18 protein-coding genes are annotated in these 16,243 nt (G+C 74.4%); 9 read left to right on the forward strand and 9 right to left on the reverse strand.

The window, feature by feature from the left end:
* Window positions 1-361 (forward strand): methyltransferase family protein (locus ACYVKY_RS08830; RefSeq protein WP_460434602.1); only part of this gene is annotated, 361 nt, incomplete at its 5' end.
* Here the strand turns inward: ACYVKY_RS08830 and ACYVKY_RS08835 are convergent.
* A complete protein-coding gene (locus tag ACYVKY_RS08835; RefSeq protein WP_460434664.1) occupies window positions 330-920 on the reverse strand; it encodes a carbonic anhydrase in 591 nt (196 codons plus the stop codon). The two genes, ACYVKY_RS08830 and ACYVKY_RS08835, sit on opposite strands and share 32 nt — an antisense overlap.
* A 100-nt stretch (window positions 921-1,020) precedes the next feature.
* Between ACYVKY_RS08835 and ACYVKY_RS08840 the strand changes: the two genes are divergently transcribed.
* A complete protein-coding gene (locus ACYVKY_RS08840) occupies window positions 1,021-1,662 on the forward strand; it encodes an EcsC family protein (RefSeq protein ID WP_460434603.1) in 642 nt (213 codons plus the stop codon).
* A gap of 12 nt (window positions 1,663-1,674) precedes the next feature.
* On the opposite strand, the gene ACYVKY_RS08845 is transcribed toward ACYVKY_RS08840, so the two are convergent.
* Together ACYVKY_RS08845 and ACYVKY_RS08850 are read right to left on the reverse strand one after the other, a co-directional pair.
* Complete coding sequence (locus ACYVKY_RS08845) at window positions 1,675-3,369, reverse strand: fumarate hydratase (RefSeq protein ID WP_460434604.1); 1,695 nt, start codon at window positions 3,367-3,369, stop codon at window positions 1,675-1,677.
* Between the two features lie 35 nt (window positions 3,370-3,404).
* The gene (locus ACYVKY_RS08850) at window positions 3,405-3,932 is read right to left on the reverse strand and encodes a PaaI family thioesterase (RefSeq protein WP_460434605.1); all 528 of its coding nucleotides are present in this window, start codon (window positions 3,930-3,932) and stop codon (window positions 3,405-3,407) included.
* A gap of 55 nt (window positions 3,933-3,987) precedes the next feature.
* Between ACYVKY_RS08850 and ACYVKY_RS08855 the strand changes: the two genes are divergently transcribed.
* Complete coding sequence (locus ACYVKY_RS08855; protein WP_460434606.1) at window positions 3,988-4,476, forward strand: winged helix-turn-helix transcriptional regulator; 489 nt, start codon at window positions 3,988-3,990, stop codon at window positions 4,474-4,476.
* 227 nt (window positions 4,477-4,703) lie between these two features.
* Here ACYVKY_RS08855 and ACYVKY_RS08860 read toward each other — a convergent pair whose 3' ends face one another.
* Together ACYVKY_RS08860 and glpX are read right to left on the reverse strand one after the other, a co-directional pair.
* On the reverse strand, window positions 4,704-5,618 hold the full coding sequence (locus tag ACYVKY_RS08860; RefSeq protein ID WP_460434607.1) for a carbohydrate kinase family protein: 915 nt from the start codon (window positions 5,616-5,618) through the stop codon (window positions 4,704-4,706).
* A 10-nt stretch (window positions 5,619-5,628) separates the two neighbouring features.
* Complete coding sequence (gene glpX / locus ACYVKY_RS08865; RefSeq protein ID WP_460434608.1) at window positions 5,629-6,654, reverse strand: fructose-bisphosphatase class II family protein; 1,026 nt, start codon at window positions 6,652-6,654, stop codon at window positions 5,629-5,631.
* Between the two features lie 98 nt (window positions 6,655-6,752).
* Between glpX and ACYVKY_RS08870 the strand changes: the two genes are divergently transcribed.
* The 6 genes from ACYVKY_RS08870 (at window position 6,753) to ACYVKY_RS08895 (ending at window position 12,876) form a co-directional block, all read left to right on the forward strand.
* Window positions 6,753-7,346, forward strand: coding sequence for a DUF4245 domain-containing protein (locus ACYVKY_RS08870; protein WP_460434609.1), 594 nt, complete (start codon window positions 6,753-6,755; stop codon window positions 7,344-7,346).
* Entirely contained in the window at window positions 7,343-8,308 is a 966-nt protein-coding gene (locus ACYVKY_RS08875; RefSeq protein ID WP_460434610.1) for a threonine ammonia-lyase, read from the forward strand. Before ACYVKY_RS08870 ends, ACYVKY_RS08875 begins: the two co-directional genes overlap by 4 nt.
* A gap of 87 nt (window positions 8,309-8,395) precedes the next feature.
* A complete protein-coding gene (locus tag ACYVKY_RS08880; RefSeq protein ID WP_460434611.1) occupies window positions 8,396-9,811 on the forward strand; it encodes an extracellular solute-binding protein in 1,416 nt (471 codons plus the stop codon).
* On the forward strand, window positions 9,808-10,725 hold the full coding sequence (locus ACYVKY_RS08885) for a carbohydrate ABC transporter permease (RefSeq protein ID WP_460434612.1): 918 nt from the start codon (window positions 9,808-9,810) through the stop codon (window positions 10,723-10,725). The genes ACYVKY_RS08880 and ACYVKY_RS08885 overlap by 4 nt, the downstream gene beginning before the upstream one ends.
* Window positions 10,726-10,735: 10 nt before the next feature.
* On the forward strand, window positions 10,736-11,611 hold the full coding sequence (locus ACYVKY_RS08890; RefSeq protein ID WP_460434613.1) for a carbohydrate ABC transporter permease: 876 nt from the start codon (window positions 10,736-10,738) through the stop codon (window positions 11,609-11,611).
* Complete coding sequence (locus ACYVKY_RS08895) at window positions 11,608-12,876, forward strand: glycoside hydrolase family 32 protein (protein ID WP_460434614.1); 1,269 nt, start codon at window positions 11,608-11,610, stop codon at window positions 12,874-12,876. The genes ACYVKY_RS08890 and ACYVKY_RS08895 overlap by 4 nt, the downstream gene beginning before the upstream one ends.
* Here ACYVKY_RS08895 and ACYVKY_RS08900 read toward each other — a convergent pair.
* From ACYVKY_RS08900 to xseA, 4 genes are read right to left on the reverse strand one after another with little or no spacing between them, the layout of a single operon-like run.
* Window positions 12,848-13,873 (reverse strand): LacI family DNA-binding transcriptional regulator, encoded by a 1,026-nt coding sequence (locus ACYVKY_RS08900; protein ID WP_460434615.1) that lies wholly within the window; start codon window positions 13,871-13,873, stop codon window positions 12,848-12,850. The genes ACYVKY_RS08895 and ACYVKY_RS08900 overlap by 29 nt on opposite strands.
* Window positions 13,874-13,926: 53 nt before the next feature.
* Window positions 13,927-14,211 (reverse strand): exodeoxyribonuclease VII small subunit, encoded by a 285-nt coding sequence (locus ACYVKY_RS08905; RefSeq protein WP_460434616.1) that lies wholly within the window; start codon window positions 14,209-14,211, stop codon window positions 13,927-13,929.
* 4 nt (window positions 14,212-14,215) lie between these two features.
* Window positions 14,216-14,920 carry a class I SAM-dependent methyltransferase gene (locus ACYVKY_RS08910; RefSeq protein WP_460434617.1) on the reverse strand — a complete coding sequence of 235 codons (705 nt, stop codon included), beginning with the start codon at window positions 14,918-14,920 and terminating at the stop codon, window positions 14,216-14,218.
* A gap of 38 nt (window positions 14,921-14,958) precedes the next feature.
* Window positions 14,959-16,203, reverse strand: a complete 1,245-nt coding sequence (xseA, locus tag ACYVKY_RS08915; protein WP_460434618.1) for an exodeoxyribonuclease VII large subunit — start codon at window positions 16,201-16,203, stop codon at window positions 14,959-14,961.
* Window positions 16,204-16,243: the final 40 nt, after the last annotated feature.

Here is a 16,243-nt window from a genome sequence, read left to right on the forward strand (position 1 = left end):
CGCGGTGGTCGCCGCCTCGGGCGCCCGGCTCGGCGCGGGCCTGACCCCGCGGGTCGCCCCGCCGCCGGACGCGGTGCTGCGCACCGACGGGCCCTACGCGGTGTCGCGGCACCCGCTCTACGCCGGCCTGCTCGTGGCCGCGACGGGGGCTGCGGTGCTCCGCCGGCGCCGGGAGCCGCTGATCGCGCTGGCGCTGCTGTCCGGCGTCCTGCACGTCAAGGCCGGGGCCGAGGAGCGCGAGCTGCGCTGGCGGTTCGGCGCCGCCTTCGACACCTACGCGGCCCGCACGCCGCGGCTGCTGCCGGGCCTGCCGGCGGTCGGAGCCGCGCTCAGATCGACGGCGTCTCGATCTCGCCGATGACGTCGACGGGACGCACCCGCCCCTCCGCCAGGTCGTAGACCGTCCCGACGATCGCGAGCCGGCCGCTGCGCACGGCGTCGGCGACCAGGGTCGAGCGGTCGTGCAGCAGCCGGCCGGTCTGGCGGACGTGCTCGACGAGCACCTCGTCGGGGCCGGCCGCGCCCTGCGCCCGCGCGGCCATGATCGACGGCGTCACCCGCTCGACCAGGTCGCGCAGGTACCCGCCCGGCATCCGCCCGGAGTCGACGGCGTCGAGGGACGCCCGCACGGCGCCGCAGCTGCCGTGCCCGAGCACGACCACAAGCGGCACCTCGAGCGCCGACACGGCGAACTCGACCGAGCCGAGCACGCTGGTGTCGACGACGTGGCCGGCGGTGCGCACGACGAACAGGTCGCCGAGGCCGCGGTCGAAGACGATCTCGGCCGCCACCCGCGAGTCGCCGCAGCCGAACACCAGCGCGAACGGCTTCTGGGCGTCGGTCAGCTCGCTGCGCCGCTCCGCGCTCTGCCCGGGGTGCAGCAGGTCGTCGCGGACGAACCGGTCGTTGCCGGCGAGCATCTCCTGCCACGCCTCGGCGGGGGTGGACGGGCGCGTCTCGGGTGTCTGCACGGCCCCGATCCTGCCAGCGTCCGCCGGACCGCCGTGGCAGGGTGGCGGCATGGACGCGCTGCAGAAGCGGGACGACTTCTCCTTCGACGGGATCCTGCACCGGGTGGTGCAGCACGCCATCGAGGGCATCGGCCCGTTCAAGGGCGCCCGCGAGCTCGTCGACCCGTTGTACCGCAAGGGCCTGCACACTCAGGCGGTCGTCGACCGCGTCGTCCGCGGGCAGGTGACCCAGGCCACCGTCCAGGGCGCGGTGTCGGGCGTCGGCGGCCTGGTGACCGCGCTCGCCGGCCTCGCACCGGCGACGGCGGCCGCGTTCTTCGTCCAGGCCCGGCTGGTGGCCGCGATCGCCCACGCGCACGGCCACGACCTCGACGACCCCCTCGTCCGCGACCGGATCGCGCACCTCGTGGGTGCGAGCGGCGCGTCGGCGGGGGCGCAGAAGGTGGCCCGCGACGTGGGCGAGCGGGCCGCCAGGAGCGTCATCCCGAAGGTGCAGGCCCGGGCCGCCGCGCGGGTCGCCACCCGGGCCGCGACGGGCAGGGGCGGCGGCGTGATCGCCACCCGGGTGGCCGGGGCGTCGGCGGGCCGGGCGATCCCCGTCGTGGGTGCGGCGGTCGGTGGCGCCATCGACCTCGCCATCACCCGGCGGGTCGCCGAGAAGGCCCGCCGCGAGTTCGGTCCTCCCCGCTGACGCGGGCGGGGCTCAGGCGTCGACGTCGGCCCGGCGCTGGATGGTCATGGCGACCGGCTTCGAGGTCGAGGCGAAGAAGTCGTTGCCCTTGTCGTCGACCACGACGAACGCGGGGAAGTCCTTCACCTCGATCTTCCAGACCGCCTCCATGCCGAGCTCGGGGTACTCGAGCACCTCGACCTTGGTGATGCAGTCCTGCGCCAGCCGCGCCGCGGGCCCGCCGATCGACCCGAGGTAGAACCCGCCGTGCGCCCGGCAGGCGTCGGTCACCTGCTGCGAGCGGTTGCCCTTGGCCAGCATCACCATCGAGCCGCCCGCGGCCTGGAACTGCTCGACGTAGGAGTCCATCCGGCCCGCGGTCGTCGGGCCGAACGACCCGGACGCGTAGCCCTCGGGCGTCTTGGCCGGACCGGCGTAGTAGACGGCGTGGTCCTTGAGGTACTGCGGCATCGGCTGCCCGGCGTCGAGCAGCTCCTTGATCTTCGCGTGGGCGATGTCGCGCGCGACCACGAGCGAGCCGGTGAGCGAGAGCCGCGTCTTCACCGGGTGCTTGGTGAGCTCGGCGAGCACCTCGCTCATCGGCCGGTCGAGGTCGATCTGCACGACGTCGCCGTCGGCGGCCAGGTGCTCGTCGGTGGTGTCGGGCAGGAACTGCGCGGGGTCGCGCTCGAGCTGCTCGAGGAACACGCCCTCGGCGGTGATCCTCGCCTTCGCCTGCCGGTCGGCCGAGCACGACACCGCGATCGCGACGGGGCACGACGCGCCGTGCCGCGGCAGCCGGACGACGCGGACGTCGTGGCAGAAGTACTTGCCGCCGAACTGCGCGCCGATGCCGAAGCCCCGCGTCAGCTCGAGCACCTGGAGCTCGAGGTCGAGGTCGCGGAACGCGTGGCCGGACGGCGAGCCCTCGGTGGGCAGCGTGTCGAGGTACTTCGCCGAGGCGTACTTGGCCGTCTTCAGGGCGAACTCGGCGCTGGTGCCGCCCACCACGATCGCCAGGTGGTACGGGGGGCAGGCCGAGGTGCCGAGCGAGCGCAGCTTCTCGTCGAGGAACGCCAGCATCCGCTGGGGGTTCAGGACGGCCTTGGTCTCCTGGTACAGGAACGACTTGTTCGCCGAGCCGCCACCCTTGGCCATGAACAGCAGCTCGTACTGCTGCTCGTGGCCGGGCTTGGTGTCGGCGTAGAGCTCGAGCTGCGCCGGCAGGTTCGAGCCGGTGTTCTTCTCGTCCCACATCGTCAGCGGGGCGAGCTGGGAGTACCGCAGGTTGAGCCGCGTGTAGGCGTCGAACACCCCTCGCGACAGGGCCTCCTCGTCCGTGCCGTACGCGTCGTCGAGCGGACGCAGCACCTGCCCGCCGCGCTTGCCCATCACGATGGCGGTGCCGGTGTCCTGGCACATCGGCAGGACCCCGGCCGCGGCGATGTTGGCGTTCTTCAGCAGGTCGAGCGCCACGAACTTGTCGTTGGCCGACGCCTCGGGGTCGTCGACGATCCGCCGCAGCTGCGCCAGGTGAGCCGGTCGCAGGAAGTGGGCGATGTCGTGCATCGCCTCGTCGGCGAGCAGGCGCAGCGCCTCGCCGGAGACCTCGAGGAAGGACCGGCCGTCCGGGCCCTCGACCGTGCGCACGCCCTCGGTGGTGAGCAGCCGGTACGCCGTGCCGTCGTCACCGGTGGGCAGCATGTCGGTGTAGTCGAACTCGGGCACGGCGGTCTCCTGCGGTCAGGCGGGCGGGACGCCCCTCAGCCTAGGTCCGCACCGTCGACGCTCATCAGCAGGCAGGTCGAGGTGGCGTGCGCGACGAGCCGGTCGCGGGCGTCGAGCACCTGCGCCTGGCCGAGCGCCGTGCGGCGGCCCCGGGACAGCACGGTGCCGACGACCCGCAGCTCGTCGCCGCCCGCGCGCACGGGGCGCAGGTAGGTGCAGGTGAGGTCGACCGTGGTGTAGCCGACGCCGACCGGGAGCGTGGTGTGGACGGCGCACGCCGCCCCGGTGTCGAGCATCGTGGCGAGCACGCCGCCGTGCACCGTCCCGAGCGGGTTGAGGTGGAACTCCTGCGGGCGCAGCGAGAACACCACGCGTCCGTGCGAGAACTCGACCGGCTCCAGGCCGAGCGTGTCCATGACCGGCGGACGCGGGAGCGTGCCCGCCCCGATCGCCTCGAAGACCTCGAGCCCGCTGAGCCGGCCGATCGCCGGCGCGCTCGCCGCGGGGTCCTGCCAGGTGTAGGTGCGCTCGCGGGTGGTCGTCCCGGGCTGCGTCTGCGTCATGGACGCAGCGTGCTCGGTCTTGCCTGGGTCTGTCAACCAGACCTAGCCTGGCGTGATGACGACGGCACCCGAGCGGCCCGAGGCGCTGCGCTGGTCGACCGAGAACTGCTCGATCCAGCGCGCGCTCGCCCAGCTGGGGGAGAAGTGGACGTTCCTGGTGATGCGCGAGGTGTTCCAGGGCGTGCGCCGCTTCGACGACCTGCGGGTGCGCACCGCGGTGCCGCGGCAGGTGCTGAGCGACCGGCTCGACGCGCTCGTGCGGGACGGCGTGCTGCGGCGCGAGCCCTACCGCGACCCCGGCTCGCGCACCCGGTACGAGTACCGCCTCACCGACAAGGGGCTCGACGTCTACCCGGTGCTGGTCGCGCTGATGGCCTGGGGCGACCGCTACCTCGCGGACGACACCGGTCCCGCCGCCGAGTTCGTGCACCGGGGCTGCGACGAGCCCGTGCACCTCGAGATGCGTTGCGCCGCAGGCCACGTGGTCGAACCGCGTGCTGTCGGTGGCAGGCCCGGGCCCGGCGCTCTACCTCTGGCTCGCTGACGCTCGCGCGGTCGGGCTCCGAGGGGGTCGACTCCTCCCACCTCGACTCGCTCGCTGGCGCTCCCTCGCTCGGCGCGCCGGAGCCGACCGAGCCCGACCTACCTCTGCCTCGCTGACGCTCGCGCGGTCGGGCTCCGAGAGGGTCGACTCCTCCCACCTCGACTCGCTCGCTGGCGCTCCCTCGCTCGGCGCGCCGGAGCCGACCGAGCCCGACCGGCCCTGGCTCGCTAACCCAGCTCAGTGAGCCAGGGCGGGTCGGCCCCGGGCCTGGACACCGTGACCGCGGCGACCCGGGCGGCCAGCTCCAGCACCTCGTGCGTCGTGGGCAGGTCGATGCGCCGCAGGTCGGCGCGCCGCTCGGCGCCGAGCAGGTCGCGCAGCGACAGCGCGTGCACGAGCGCGCCGCTGAACGAGTCGCCCGCACCCACCGTGTCGGCGACGGTCGTGGTGGCCGAGGCGACCTCGACCGTGCCGGCCGCGGTGGCGGCCAGCGCGCCCTCGGCGCCCCGGGTGACCACGACGACGGCCGGGCCGCGCCGCTGCCACTGCCGCGCCAGCTCGAGCGGCGGCGTGCCGGGGGCGAGCCAGTGGGCGTCCTCGTCGCTGAGCTTCACCACGTCGGCGACCTCGACCAGCGCCTCGACCCGTGGACGCACCTGGACGGGGTGGCCCAGCACCCCGGCCCGGATGTTCGGGTCGTACGAGACCGTCGCCCGCTCGCGCGCCGCCCGCAGCAGCGCGAGCACCTGGTCGGCGTTCTGGTCGAGCAGCGCGGCGAACGAGCCGGTGTGCACGCACGCGCTGCCCTCGACCGGCGCGGGCAGCGGGTCGGGCAGGTCGACGTGCAGGTCGAAGGCGTAGGTCGCGGCGCCGTCCGGGCCGATCGTGGCGATCGCGGTGGTGGTGGGTCCCCCGCCGTGCGAGCCCGGCACGAGCCGCACGTGCGAGGCGGCCAGGTGCTCGGCCACGCGCACGCCGCGCTCGTCCTCGCCGAGGCGGGTGAGCAGGTGGGCGTCGTGCCCGAGCCGGCCGAGGGTGAGCGCGACGTTGGCGGGGCTGCCGCCGACGTGCTCGGCGCTCGACCCGTCGGCGGCGACCACGACGTCGACCAGCGCCTCGCCGACCACGGTGACGGTGCTCATCGACGGCCTCTCAGGTGGCGTGGTCGAAGTCGACCGACGCGTACGCGCGCAGCTTGGACAGGTGGTGCTCGGACTCCACGAGCCGGATCGTCCCGGACTTCGAGCGCATCACCAGCGACTGCGTGCGCACGACCTCGCCGCCGTACCGGACGCCCTTCAGCAGCTCGCCGTCGGTGATGCCGGTGGCGACGAAGTAGGCGTTGTCGCTGCGCACCAGGTCGTCGGTGGTGAGCACCGCGTCGAGGTCGAGGCCTGCGTCGAGGGCCTTGGTCCGCTCGGCGTCGTCGGTGGGCCACAGCCGGCCCTGGATCACGCCACCGAGGCACTTGATCGCGCAGGCGGCGATGATGCCCTCGGGCGTGCCGCCGATGCCGAGCATGAGGTCGACGCCGGTGCCGTCGCGGGCCGCCATGATCGCGCCGGCGACGTCGCCGTCGGTGATGAACTTGATGCGGGCCCCGGCCTCGCGGATCTGGCGGGCGAGGTCCTCGTGCCGCGGCCGGTCGAGCAGCACGACCGTGACGTCCTGCGGCTCGGTGCCCTTGGCCTTGGCGAGCCGGCGCACGTTCTCCTTCACCGGCAACCGGATGTCGACCACCTCGGCGGCCGCCGCGCCCGTGGCGAGCTTGTCCATGTAGAAGACCGCGCTCGGGTCGTACATCGTGCCGCGCTCGGCGACCGCGATGACGCTGATCGCGTTGGTCATGCCGAGGGCGGTCAGCCGGGTCCCGTCGATGGGGTCGACGGCGACGTCGCAGTCGGCGCCCGTGCCGTCGCCGACGCGCTCGCCGTTGTAGAGCATCGGCGCCTCGTCCTTCTCGCCCTCGCCGATGACGACCACGCCGTTCATCTCGACCGTGCCCATGAGCGAGCGCATCGCGTTGACCGCGGCGCCGTCGGCGCCGTTCTTGTCGCCGCGACCGACCCAGCGGCCGGCGGCCATCGCGGCCGCCTCGGTCACCCGCACCAGCTCGAGACCGAGGTTGCGGTCGGGGGCCTCGCGCGGGACGGCGAGGCTGTCCGGGATCTGGCTCAACGGGTGCCCTCTCGGTGGGGTGGCGCCACGACGGCGGCTCTGCGGACGGACGGTGACGCGATGCTATCGGCGCCGCGGCGCCTGGGAGGATGGGCAGGGTGAGCACCACGTCCGACCGGCGGCCCGTCCCGCCGGCGCGCGCCCGCGGCGCGTTCACCGTCCGAGACGTCGTGGCGACCCTCCTGCTGATGGCCGTCGTCGTCGGCGGGGTCTACCTGCTGCTGCCGCAGCCGGAGTCCCCGATCACCCAGCCCGTCGACGTCGACGCGGCCGTCGAGGTCGCCGTGGCGTCGGGCGACGTGCCCGTGCTGCTGCCCGACCTCGGCGAGGGCTGGACGGTGACCAGCGCCCGCCGCGAGCGCCCGACACAGGACCAGCCCGCGTCCTGGCACGTCGGGTACCTCACCCCGGCCGAGGAGTACGCCGGCCTCGAGGTCGCGGACGGCGCGACGGCGGCCTGGCGCACCCGGGTCACCTCCGACGGCACGGACGCGAGCACCCAGGACGTCGACGGGACGCCGTGGCAGGTCGTCGAGAGCCTCGACCCGGCGCGCGCCAGCCTGGTGCTCGAGGACGGCGACCGCACGGTCGTGGTCACCGGCTCCGCCCCGCTGGACGAGCTGGTCGAGCTGGCGCGGGCGGCCGTCGCGCCGGGCGCCGAGGTGGACCGACCGGCGGGGTCGACCCCGTGAGCGCCGTCGACCTCGCGCAGGTGCGCGCGGCGCACGAGCGGGTGGCCGCGCACGTGGTGCGCACGCCGGTGCTGCGGTCGGCGGCGCTCGACCGGCTGGTCGGTGCCCCCGCGGTGGCCAAGCTCGAGCTGCTGCAGCACAGCGGGTCGTTCAAGGTGCGCGGTGCGTTCGCGCGGGTGCTGGGTCTCGACGACGCCGCTCGTGCCGCGGGCGTGGTCGCCGTGTCGGGCGGCAACCACGGCCTGGCCGTGGCCCACGCCGCCCGCGTCCTCGGGCTGCGCGCCACGATCGTGCTGCCGGCGTCCGCGCCGCGCGCCACCCTCGCGCGCTGCCGTGCCGACGGCGCCGAGGTGGTCGAGGTCGCCACGATCGGCGAGGGCTTCACCGAGGCCGAGCGGCTCGCCGGGCTCGGCGCCACCTTCGTCCACCCCTTCGACGACGCCGAGGTGGTCGCCGGGCAGGGCGCCGTCGCCCTCGAGCTGCACGACCAGCTCGCCGACGACGAGGTGACCGACGTCGTGGTCTCGATCGGCGGCGGCGGCCTGCTGGCCGGCACGGGCGCGGTGCTCGAGGCGCTGCGTCCGGGCGTCCGGCTCTGGGGCGTCGAGACGGTGGGGGCCGAGGCGATGAGCCGCGCGCTCGCGGCGGGCGAGCCGGTCGACGTCGCGGTCACCTCGATCGCCTCCACCCTGGGCGCCCCGCGGGTCAGCGCGCTGACGCTCGACGCCGCGCGCCGGCACGCGCAGGAGGTGCTCCTGGTGACCGACGCCGAGGCGGTCGGGGCGCTGGTCGAGGTCGCCGACGCCCTGCACCTGGTCACCGAACCGGCCGCGGCCGTCACGGTGGTCGCGGCCCGGCGCGTCGTGGAGCGGGTCGGGCCGTCCGCGCGGGTGGCGGTCGTGCTGTGCGGCGGCAACGTCACCCTCGACGACGTCGCGGCCTGGCGCGCCCGGTTCGCCTGATCCCTTCCGCTACGAACTCGTGGTTGACACGTGTCAGGTCCGTGTTGCACGCTACCTGACACGTGTCAGGTCGGGCGACGGCGCCCGGTGCACGAGGAGGTGGTGGCGGTGGCGGATCTCGGACGGCGGGCGTTCCTCGCGGCGCTGGGGGTGGGTGCGGCCGGCACGGCGCTGTCGTGGCCGCGCCTGACCGCGGCGGACGTGCCGGGGCGCGGCTCGGACGCCCTCAACGTCGCCATCCTCGGCACCGCGCAGGACGCCGCGGCGCGGGCCGACCTGGTGCGGGCGTTCAACGCGGTGCATCCCGACATCCCGGTGCGGGTGCAGGCGATCCAGGGCGCGGACTGGTCGAACTTCTTCGCCAAGGTGCTGACGCTGGTCGCCGCCGGCACGCCGCCGGACGTGGTGGTCGTCGCCACCGAGGGCGCGCAGCTGTTCGCCGACCGGTTGGCCGAGCCGCTGGACGAGTACGTGCGCCGCGACGCCGACGAGGTGCGCGACTACTTCGAGGACGTGCACCCCTCGCTGGTCGAGGCGTTCATGTACCAGGGCAGCCTGTTCCAGCTGCCGATCGACTTCAACGCCGCGAACGTCTACTACAACACCTCGGCGCTGGAGCGGGCCGGCGTCGGGCGTCCGGCCGACGACTGGACCACCGACGACTTCCTCGCCACGCTGCGCGCGATGCGGCAGGGCGCCGAGGGCGCCTTCCGGCCGTACTTCTGGACCAACCGGCTCTGGGGCGGCGTCGTCCCGTGGCTGTACGTCAACGACACCAGCTTCCTGGTCGAGACCCGTTCCGGCGGGGGCGACTGGCTCTGGGACGGCTTCTACGCCGACGACCCGACCCGCTCGACGCGGACGGGCGGGTACCAGTGGCTCGAGCCGAACGCCGAGGACCCGAAGGTCGAGGAGTCGTTCGAGTTCCTGCGCGAGATGGTCTCGGAGGGACTGGGTTCCAGTCCGGCGCAGGGTGGCGGCAACGAGCTCGTCGCCCGGTTCGCGCAGGGGGTGATCGGCATGACGCCCGCCGGCGGCTTCTGGGTGCAGGGCCTGAACGAGGGCGGGATGGCCGAGGACGACTTCGACGTCTCGTTCTTCCCCCGCTGGAAGACCCAGCGGCACCAGTTCGGTGCCGCGGGCTACGCGATGATGAGCACCTCCCAGCGCAAGGACGAGGCGTGGGAGTGGATCAAGTTCTGCTCCACCCGCGAGGCGATGGAGCTGGCGATCCCACGACCGAACACCACGCCCACCCGGCGCTCGATGGTGAACGAGGCGCTGTACAGCGGGCTCGGGCCGAGGCACTGGCAGGTCTTCTACGACACCCTCGACCGCTTCCCGACCACCGGACCCATCCCGGCGCCACCGCAGCAGGCCGCGGTCGAGCAAGCGCTCATCAAGAACGTGCTGTCCGCCGTCACCGGCGGCCCGGGCAGCGTCCGACCCGCGCTGGGCACCATGCAGCGCGACCTCGAGCTCGCCCTGGGGAGGACCTCGTGAGCGCAGCAGCAGTCCACCTCGCCCCCGCGGACCGCGACCAGCGCCGGGCACGGCGCGTCGTCGCCGCGGTCTTCCTGGCGCCCACGCTGCTCGGCCTGCTCGTGTTCACGCTCGTGCCGATCGTCGCGTCGGTGCTGCTCGCGTTCTTCCGCTGGGACGTCATCAGCGACCCCGAGTTCGTCGGCCTCGCCAACTTCGCCGACCTGGTGGGCGACCCGACGGTGCGGGTGTCGTTCCTCAACACCTTCGCCTTCGTCGCCGTCGCGGTGACGCTGCAGCTCGCGGTGGCGCTCGGCCTCGCCGTGCTGGTGCAGTCGCGGATGCCCGGCTGGCTGCGGGCGTTCTTCCGCTCGGCCCTGTTCTTCCCGCTCATCCTCTCGGCGGCCTCGGTGTCGCTGGTGATGGCGTACCTGTTCAACCAGGACTTCGGCCTGGTGAACCGGGTGCTCGGCCTCGTCGGCACGGCACCCGTGCCGTGGCTGACGACCACCTGGGGCGCGGCGGCGGTCGTGGTCATGGTGTACGTCTGGCAGAACTTCGGGTTCTCGTTCCTGCTGTTCGTCGGCGGGCTCGCGAACATCCCCAAGGAGGTCTACGAGGCCGCGTCGATCGACGGCGCGAAGGGCTGGCGCCGGTTCCGCCACGTCACGCTGCCGCTGGTGAGCCCCACCATGCTCGTCGCCTCGGTGACGGCGATCATCAGCGCGCTGCAGATCTTCGACCAGCCGTACGTGCTGACCCGCGGCGGCCCGGGCGACTCGACCCGCACCGCGGTGATGGTCATCTTCGAGTCGGCCTTCCAGCAGCTCGAGTTCGGACGCGCCTCGGCGATCGGCATCGTCCTGACGCTCGTGATCATCGCGATCACCGCGTTGCAGTTCCGTCTCAGCCGTCGATTCGTCTTCTACCAGTGAGGATCCCGCGATGACCACAGCTGTCGTGCCCGCGCCCGTCACGGCGCCGGCCACGCCCCCGGCCGCACCGGTCCGCCGTCGTCGCCGGCCCGGGTGGAGCGGTGCAGGGCGCCTGGCCGTCCTGCTCGTCGCCGCCTTCCTCACGCTCGGGCCGGTGGTCTGGACGGTGTGGACGGCGCTGCACCCGCTGGACGCCGCCACCGGCCGCCCCGTCGCCGGCCTCGGCGCGTTCGCCGACGTGTTCGCCCAGGTCGACCTGCTGCTCCTGGTGTGGAACAGCGCGCTCGTCACCGGCCTGGTCGCCCTCGGGCAGATGGTGACCGCCGCGCTGGCGGGGTACGTGTTCGCACGCATCGACTTCCGCGGGCGAGGTCTGCTGTTCGGCGTGGTGCTCGCGACCATGATGGTGCCGATGCAGGTGACCATCGTCCCGGTGTTCATGATCGTCCGCGGCATGGGCCTGTCGGACACCCTGCTCGCGCTCATCCTGCCGGCGCTGCCGACCGCGTTCGGCACGTTCCTCATGCGTCAGTACTTCCTGGGACTGCCCACCGAGCTCGGCGAGGCCGCCGCGATCGACGGCGCCGGGCCGTGGCGCACGTTCGCGTCGGTCTACGCGCCGCTGGCCGTCCCGGGCATGGCGATCGTCGGGATCCTGGCGTTCAACTACCACTGGAACGAGTTCTTCCGACCGCTCATCCTCACCATCAGCGAGGAGAACTTCACGCTGCCACTGGGTCTGGTGACCCTGCAGGGCAACCTCGGCACCGGCAGCGTCGCCACCGTCCTCGCGGGCGTGGTGCTCTCGATGATCCCCGCGCTGGTGGTGTTCGTCCTCGGCCAGCGCCCGCTGCGCGAGGGCCTGACCGCAGGGAGCAGCAAGTGACCGACCGGCACGCCGATCCGGCCTTCCCGGCCCTGCACGGACGCCCCGCGCGCGGCTGGCTGAACGACCCCAACGGGCTCGCGTTCGTCGACGGCCGCTACCACGTGTTCTTCCAGCACAATCCGCACGACCCGGTGCACCACCGGATCGCCTGGGGGCACGTGTCGTCGGACGACCTGGTGACCTGGCGCGAGGAACCGCTCGCACTCGTCGCCCGCGACGGCGAGCCCGACGCCTTCGGGTGCTGGACGGGGTGCGTGGTGGTCGACGAGGGCGTGCCGACCGCCGTGTACAGCGCGGTCGAGCACGGTCCGGGCGGGCGCGCCGAGGTGCTGCTCGCGCGGGGCTCGGCCGACCTGCGGACGTGGGACCAGGGCAGCAAGCCCGTGGTGGCCCTCCCGGACGACCCCGAGGTCACCGAGGTGCGGGACCCGTTCTGCTTCAGCGCCTTCGGCCGGCGGTGGGCCGTGCAGGGTGCCGGCCGCGAGGGCGGTGCACCTCGCGTGCTGGTGTACGGGTGCGACGACCTGGAGCGGTGGGAGCCCCTCGGCACCCTCGTCGACGGCACCGACCCGGTGGCGGCCGAGGTCGCGCCCGCCGAGGTGTGGGAGTGCCCGAACCTGGTGCCGCTCGGCGACGCGTGGGTGCTCGTGGTCTCGCTGTGGCGCCGGCGCGGCGAGGGTCTGTCGACGCTCGACGGCGTGCGGTACCTGGTGGGCGACCTCGACCTGACCGACGACGGACCGCGGTTCCGCGCGCGCGCCGGCGGGGTCCTCGACACCGCCGAGGCGTTCTACGCGCCCCAGCTGCTGGTCGCGCCGGAGCGGGTGCTGCTGTGGGGGTGGGCCAAGGAGGAGGGGCGCGACGAGGACCACGTCCGGGAGGCGGGCTGGTCCGGTGCCCTCACCTTCGCCCGCGAGCTGGTGCTCGAGGGCGACCGGGTGATGTCGCGTCCGGTGCCGGAGCTGCTCGCGCTGCGCGCCGGCGTGGTCGACCCGTCGGAGCCGTTGCAGCACAACGCGTTCGAGGTCGAGCACCGGGGTGGGTCCGGCGTCCTCGTACTGGTCGACGGGGCCGTCGAGACCGAGGTGCACCGGTGGCACGAGGGCGTCCGGGTGCTCGTCGACGGTTCGGTGGTCGAGGCGTACGCGCCCGACGGCGGGGGCGTCCCGGCCACGCTGCGGCCCTACCCGACGGCGACCTCGCACTGGGTGGTGCGCACCGACGGCGGGGAGCTCAGCGCGTGGCGGCTCGCGGTGCCGTGACGGACCCGCGCTCGACCAGCGGGCAGTCGAGCACGACGTGCTGCGGGGGCGCCGGCTCGCCGGTGAGGTCGGCGAGCAGGCGCCGCATCGCCTCCTCGCCCATCTGCCGGTGCGGCAGCCCGATGGTCGTGAGCGGCGGCGCCATCACCGGGGCGACGTTCTCGTCGTCGTCGTAACCGACGACCGAGAGGTCCTGCGGCACAGCGAGTCCGAGCGTCGAGGCCGCGAGCACGACACCGGCGGCGACGCGGTCGTTGGCGCAGACGACGCCCGTGGGCCGGTCGGCGCGGTCGAGCAGCGCCAGGCCCGCGTCGTAACCCGCCTTGATCTCCCAGCCGGCCGTCACCGGCTCGACGCGGGGGAGCCCGGCGTCCGCGAGCGCCTCGTGGAAGCCCTGCACGCGTCGCTGCGTCGCCACCACGTCGTCGGTGCCGGCGAGCATCGCCACGTCGCGGTGCCCGGCGTCGAGCAGCGCCCGCGCGGCCGCGCGGCCACCACCCACCTCGTCGCACCAGACCGACGTCACCGACTCCTGCGGGTCCCACGCCTGCGCCACCACCGACGGCAGCTCGAGCATCACCGGCGGCGGGCTGAACGGACGCAGCTCCATCGCGGCGAACATCAGGCCGTCGACCTGGCGCTCGCGCAGCAGGTCGAACGAGCGCGCGGTGCGGGCCTCGTCGCGGCGGGTGTCGAGCACGAGGGTCAGGTAGCCCGCAGCGTCGGCGGCGTCCATCGCGCCGGAGAGCAGGCGCCCGCCGAAGGCCGTGGTGACGATGGCGTCGGTGACGACGCCGACGGTGTGCGTGCGGCTGCTGCGCAGGCTGCGGGCCACCGAGTTCGGCACGTACCCGAGCTCGGCCGCGGCCGCGCGGATCGCCTCCTGGTTGGCGGTCGAGACGTTGCCCTCGGCGCGGCCGTTCAGCACCATCGACACCGCCGCGCGGGACACGCCGGCGCGCGCGGCGACGTCGCTCGAGGTCGCCTTGCGTCGCACGGGTCACCCCCTCCCACCTGGCCTGACACGTGTCAGGGTAGCCGAGGTGCGGGTCAGGCGTCCTCGTCGTCCCCGGGGTCGTCGTCCGCGAGGTCGTCCTCGTCCTCGTCGTCCCCGTCGTCGTCCGCCTCGTCGGTGCCGCCGCGGGCGGCGTCGAGCCGCTCCCGGGCGCCGTCGAGCCACTCCTGGCAGCGGTCGGCGAGCGCCTCGCCGCGCTCCCACAGCGCGAGGGAGTCCTCCAGCGGCACGCCGCCGGACTCGAGCCGCTGCACCACGAGCAGCAGCTCGTCGCGGGCCTGCTCGTAGCCCAGGGTGGCGGGGTCGGCCTCGGTCGTCACGACCTCACCCTAGGCGGACGGCGATGAACGACTTGGGCAGCACGCCGAGCACCCGCTCGGTGCGGATCTCGCAGTCCGGGAAGGCCCGCTGCACCTCGCGGCGCGACATCAGCCGGATCGACGCGACGAACTCGGCGACCTGGGCCCGGTCGGGCCGGTGGGTCCAGCCCCACGCGGTGACGAACCGCACCAGGAACCAGCCGAGCAGCGACCCGCGCAGCCGCTCGGGCAGCCAGTGCACGAGCGGACCGATGAGGTGCGGCTCGACCGGGAACCAGCGGTTCGGCGTCTGGCACCAGATCGCGCGCCCGACGCGACGCATCTCGTCGGCCATCCGCAGCTGGTCGGCCAGGTCGCCGACGTGCTCGATCACGGCGTTGGAGTAGGCGAGGTCGAACTGGTCGTCGGCGTAGGACAGGTCGCGCCCGTCGCCGAGGACGAGGCGGGCCCGCGTGCCCTCCGGCACGCCCTCGGGCGGGAAGTTGATGTTCACGACCAGGACGTCGGCGTGCGGCGCGATCCGGTCCCACGTCTCGGGCCGGCCGCCGACGTCGAGCACGGTGCGGTAGGCCTCGTCGGGGAACACCTGGCGGAAGGTGTCGTCGCGGCGGCTGTCGAAGTACGGCCGGAGCCGACGTCGCAGCCGCCGCAGCAGGCTGCCGCTCGGCGCCACCCCGGCCCGCTGCCGGACCTCCTGGACCTCGTCCACGTCCTCGCCCCCGTCCGCTCGCGCCGCTCCGGCCGGCGTCACTGTAGGGCGTCGTCGTCCGCAGCGGTGGCGCGCAGGCCGCCCCGCGCCAGCCGGACCCGCAGCGCGTCGCCCGGCGCGACGGCCGCGGGGTCGAGCAGGACGTGCCCGTCGGCGTCCTGGACGACGGCGTAGCCGCGCTCCAGGGTCGCCAGCGGCGACAGCGCGCGGACCTGGGTGCGCAGGTGCGAGACCTGGTCGGCAGCCCGGTCGAGACGTCCGGCGACGGCGCGGTGGGCGCGGTGCCGGGCGTCCTCGAGCTGGCGGCCGAGGGCGTCGAGCAGGCCCTCGGGGTCGGCCAGCACCGGGCGGTCACGCAGCGCATCGAGCCGGTGCTGCTCGGCGTCGAGCCGGTGGGTGAGGCTGCGCCGCAACCGGTCCCGTGCGGCGCGCACGCCGCCGAGCTCGTGGGCGACGTCCGGCACGATCCGCTTCGCGGCGTCGGTGGGGGTGGACGCGCGCAGGTCGGCCACCAGGTCGAGCAGCGGGGCGTCCTCCTCGTGGCCGATCGCGCTGACGAGCGGGGTGCGGCAGGCGGCGGCGGCGCGGACGAGCGCCTCGTTGCTGAAGGGCAGCAGGTCCTCGAGCGAGCCGCCGCCGCGCGCGACGACCAGCACCTCGACCTCGGGCCGGGCGTCGAGCTCGGCGATCGCGTCGACGACGTTCGTGACCGCGGACCCGCCCTGGACGGCCACGCGGCGCACCTCGAACCGGACGGCGGGCCAGCGGGCGGTGGCGTTGACGACGACGTCGTGCTCGGCGGCGCTGTCGCGGCCGCAGACCAGACCGACGACCCGCGGGGCGAACGGCAGCAGCCGCTTGCGGTCGAGCGCGAACAGGCCCTCGGCCGCGAGCAGCCGGCGCAGGTGCTCGACCTGGGCGAGCAGCTCGCCGACGCCGACCGGGCGCACGTCGTGCACCTGGAACGACAGCCGGCCGCGCTTCTCCCAGTAGTCGGGGGTGGCGCGGACGACCACCCGGGCGCCGGCGACGACGGGGGCCGCCACGGAGTCGAGCACCCGGGTCGACACCGTCATCTGCAGCGACATGTCGACCGCGGTGTCGCGCAGGGTGAGGAAGCACGTGGTCGAGCCGCCGCGGCGGCTCAGCTCGACGACCTGGCCCTCGACCCACACCGACGGCATCCTCGCGACGTACCCGCCGACCTTGGCGCTCAGCAGGCGCACGGGCCACGGCTGCTCGGCCGTGGTCTCGCCGGCGGTGGCCGGGGGGCGGGTGCTCACCCGCGCGACCCTACGGTGCACCTCCGACCTACCATGGACG

It is taken from the genome of Angustibacter speluncae (assembly GCF_054777815.1).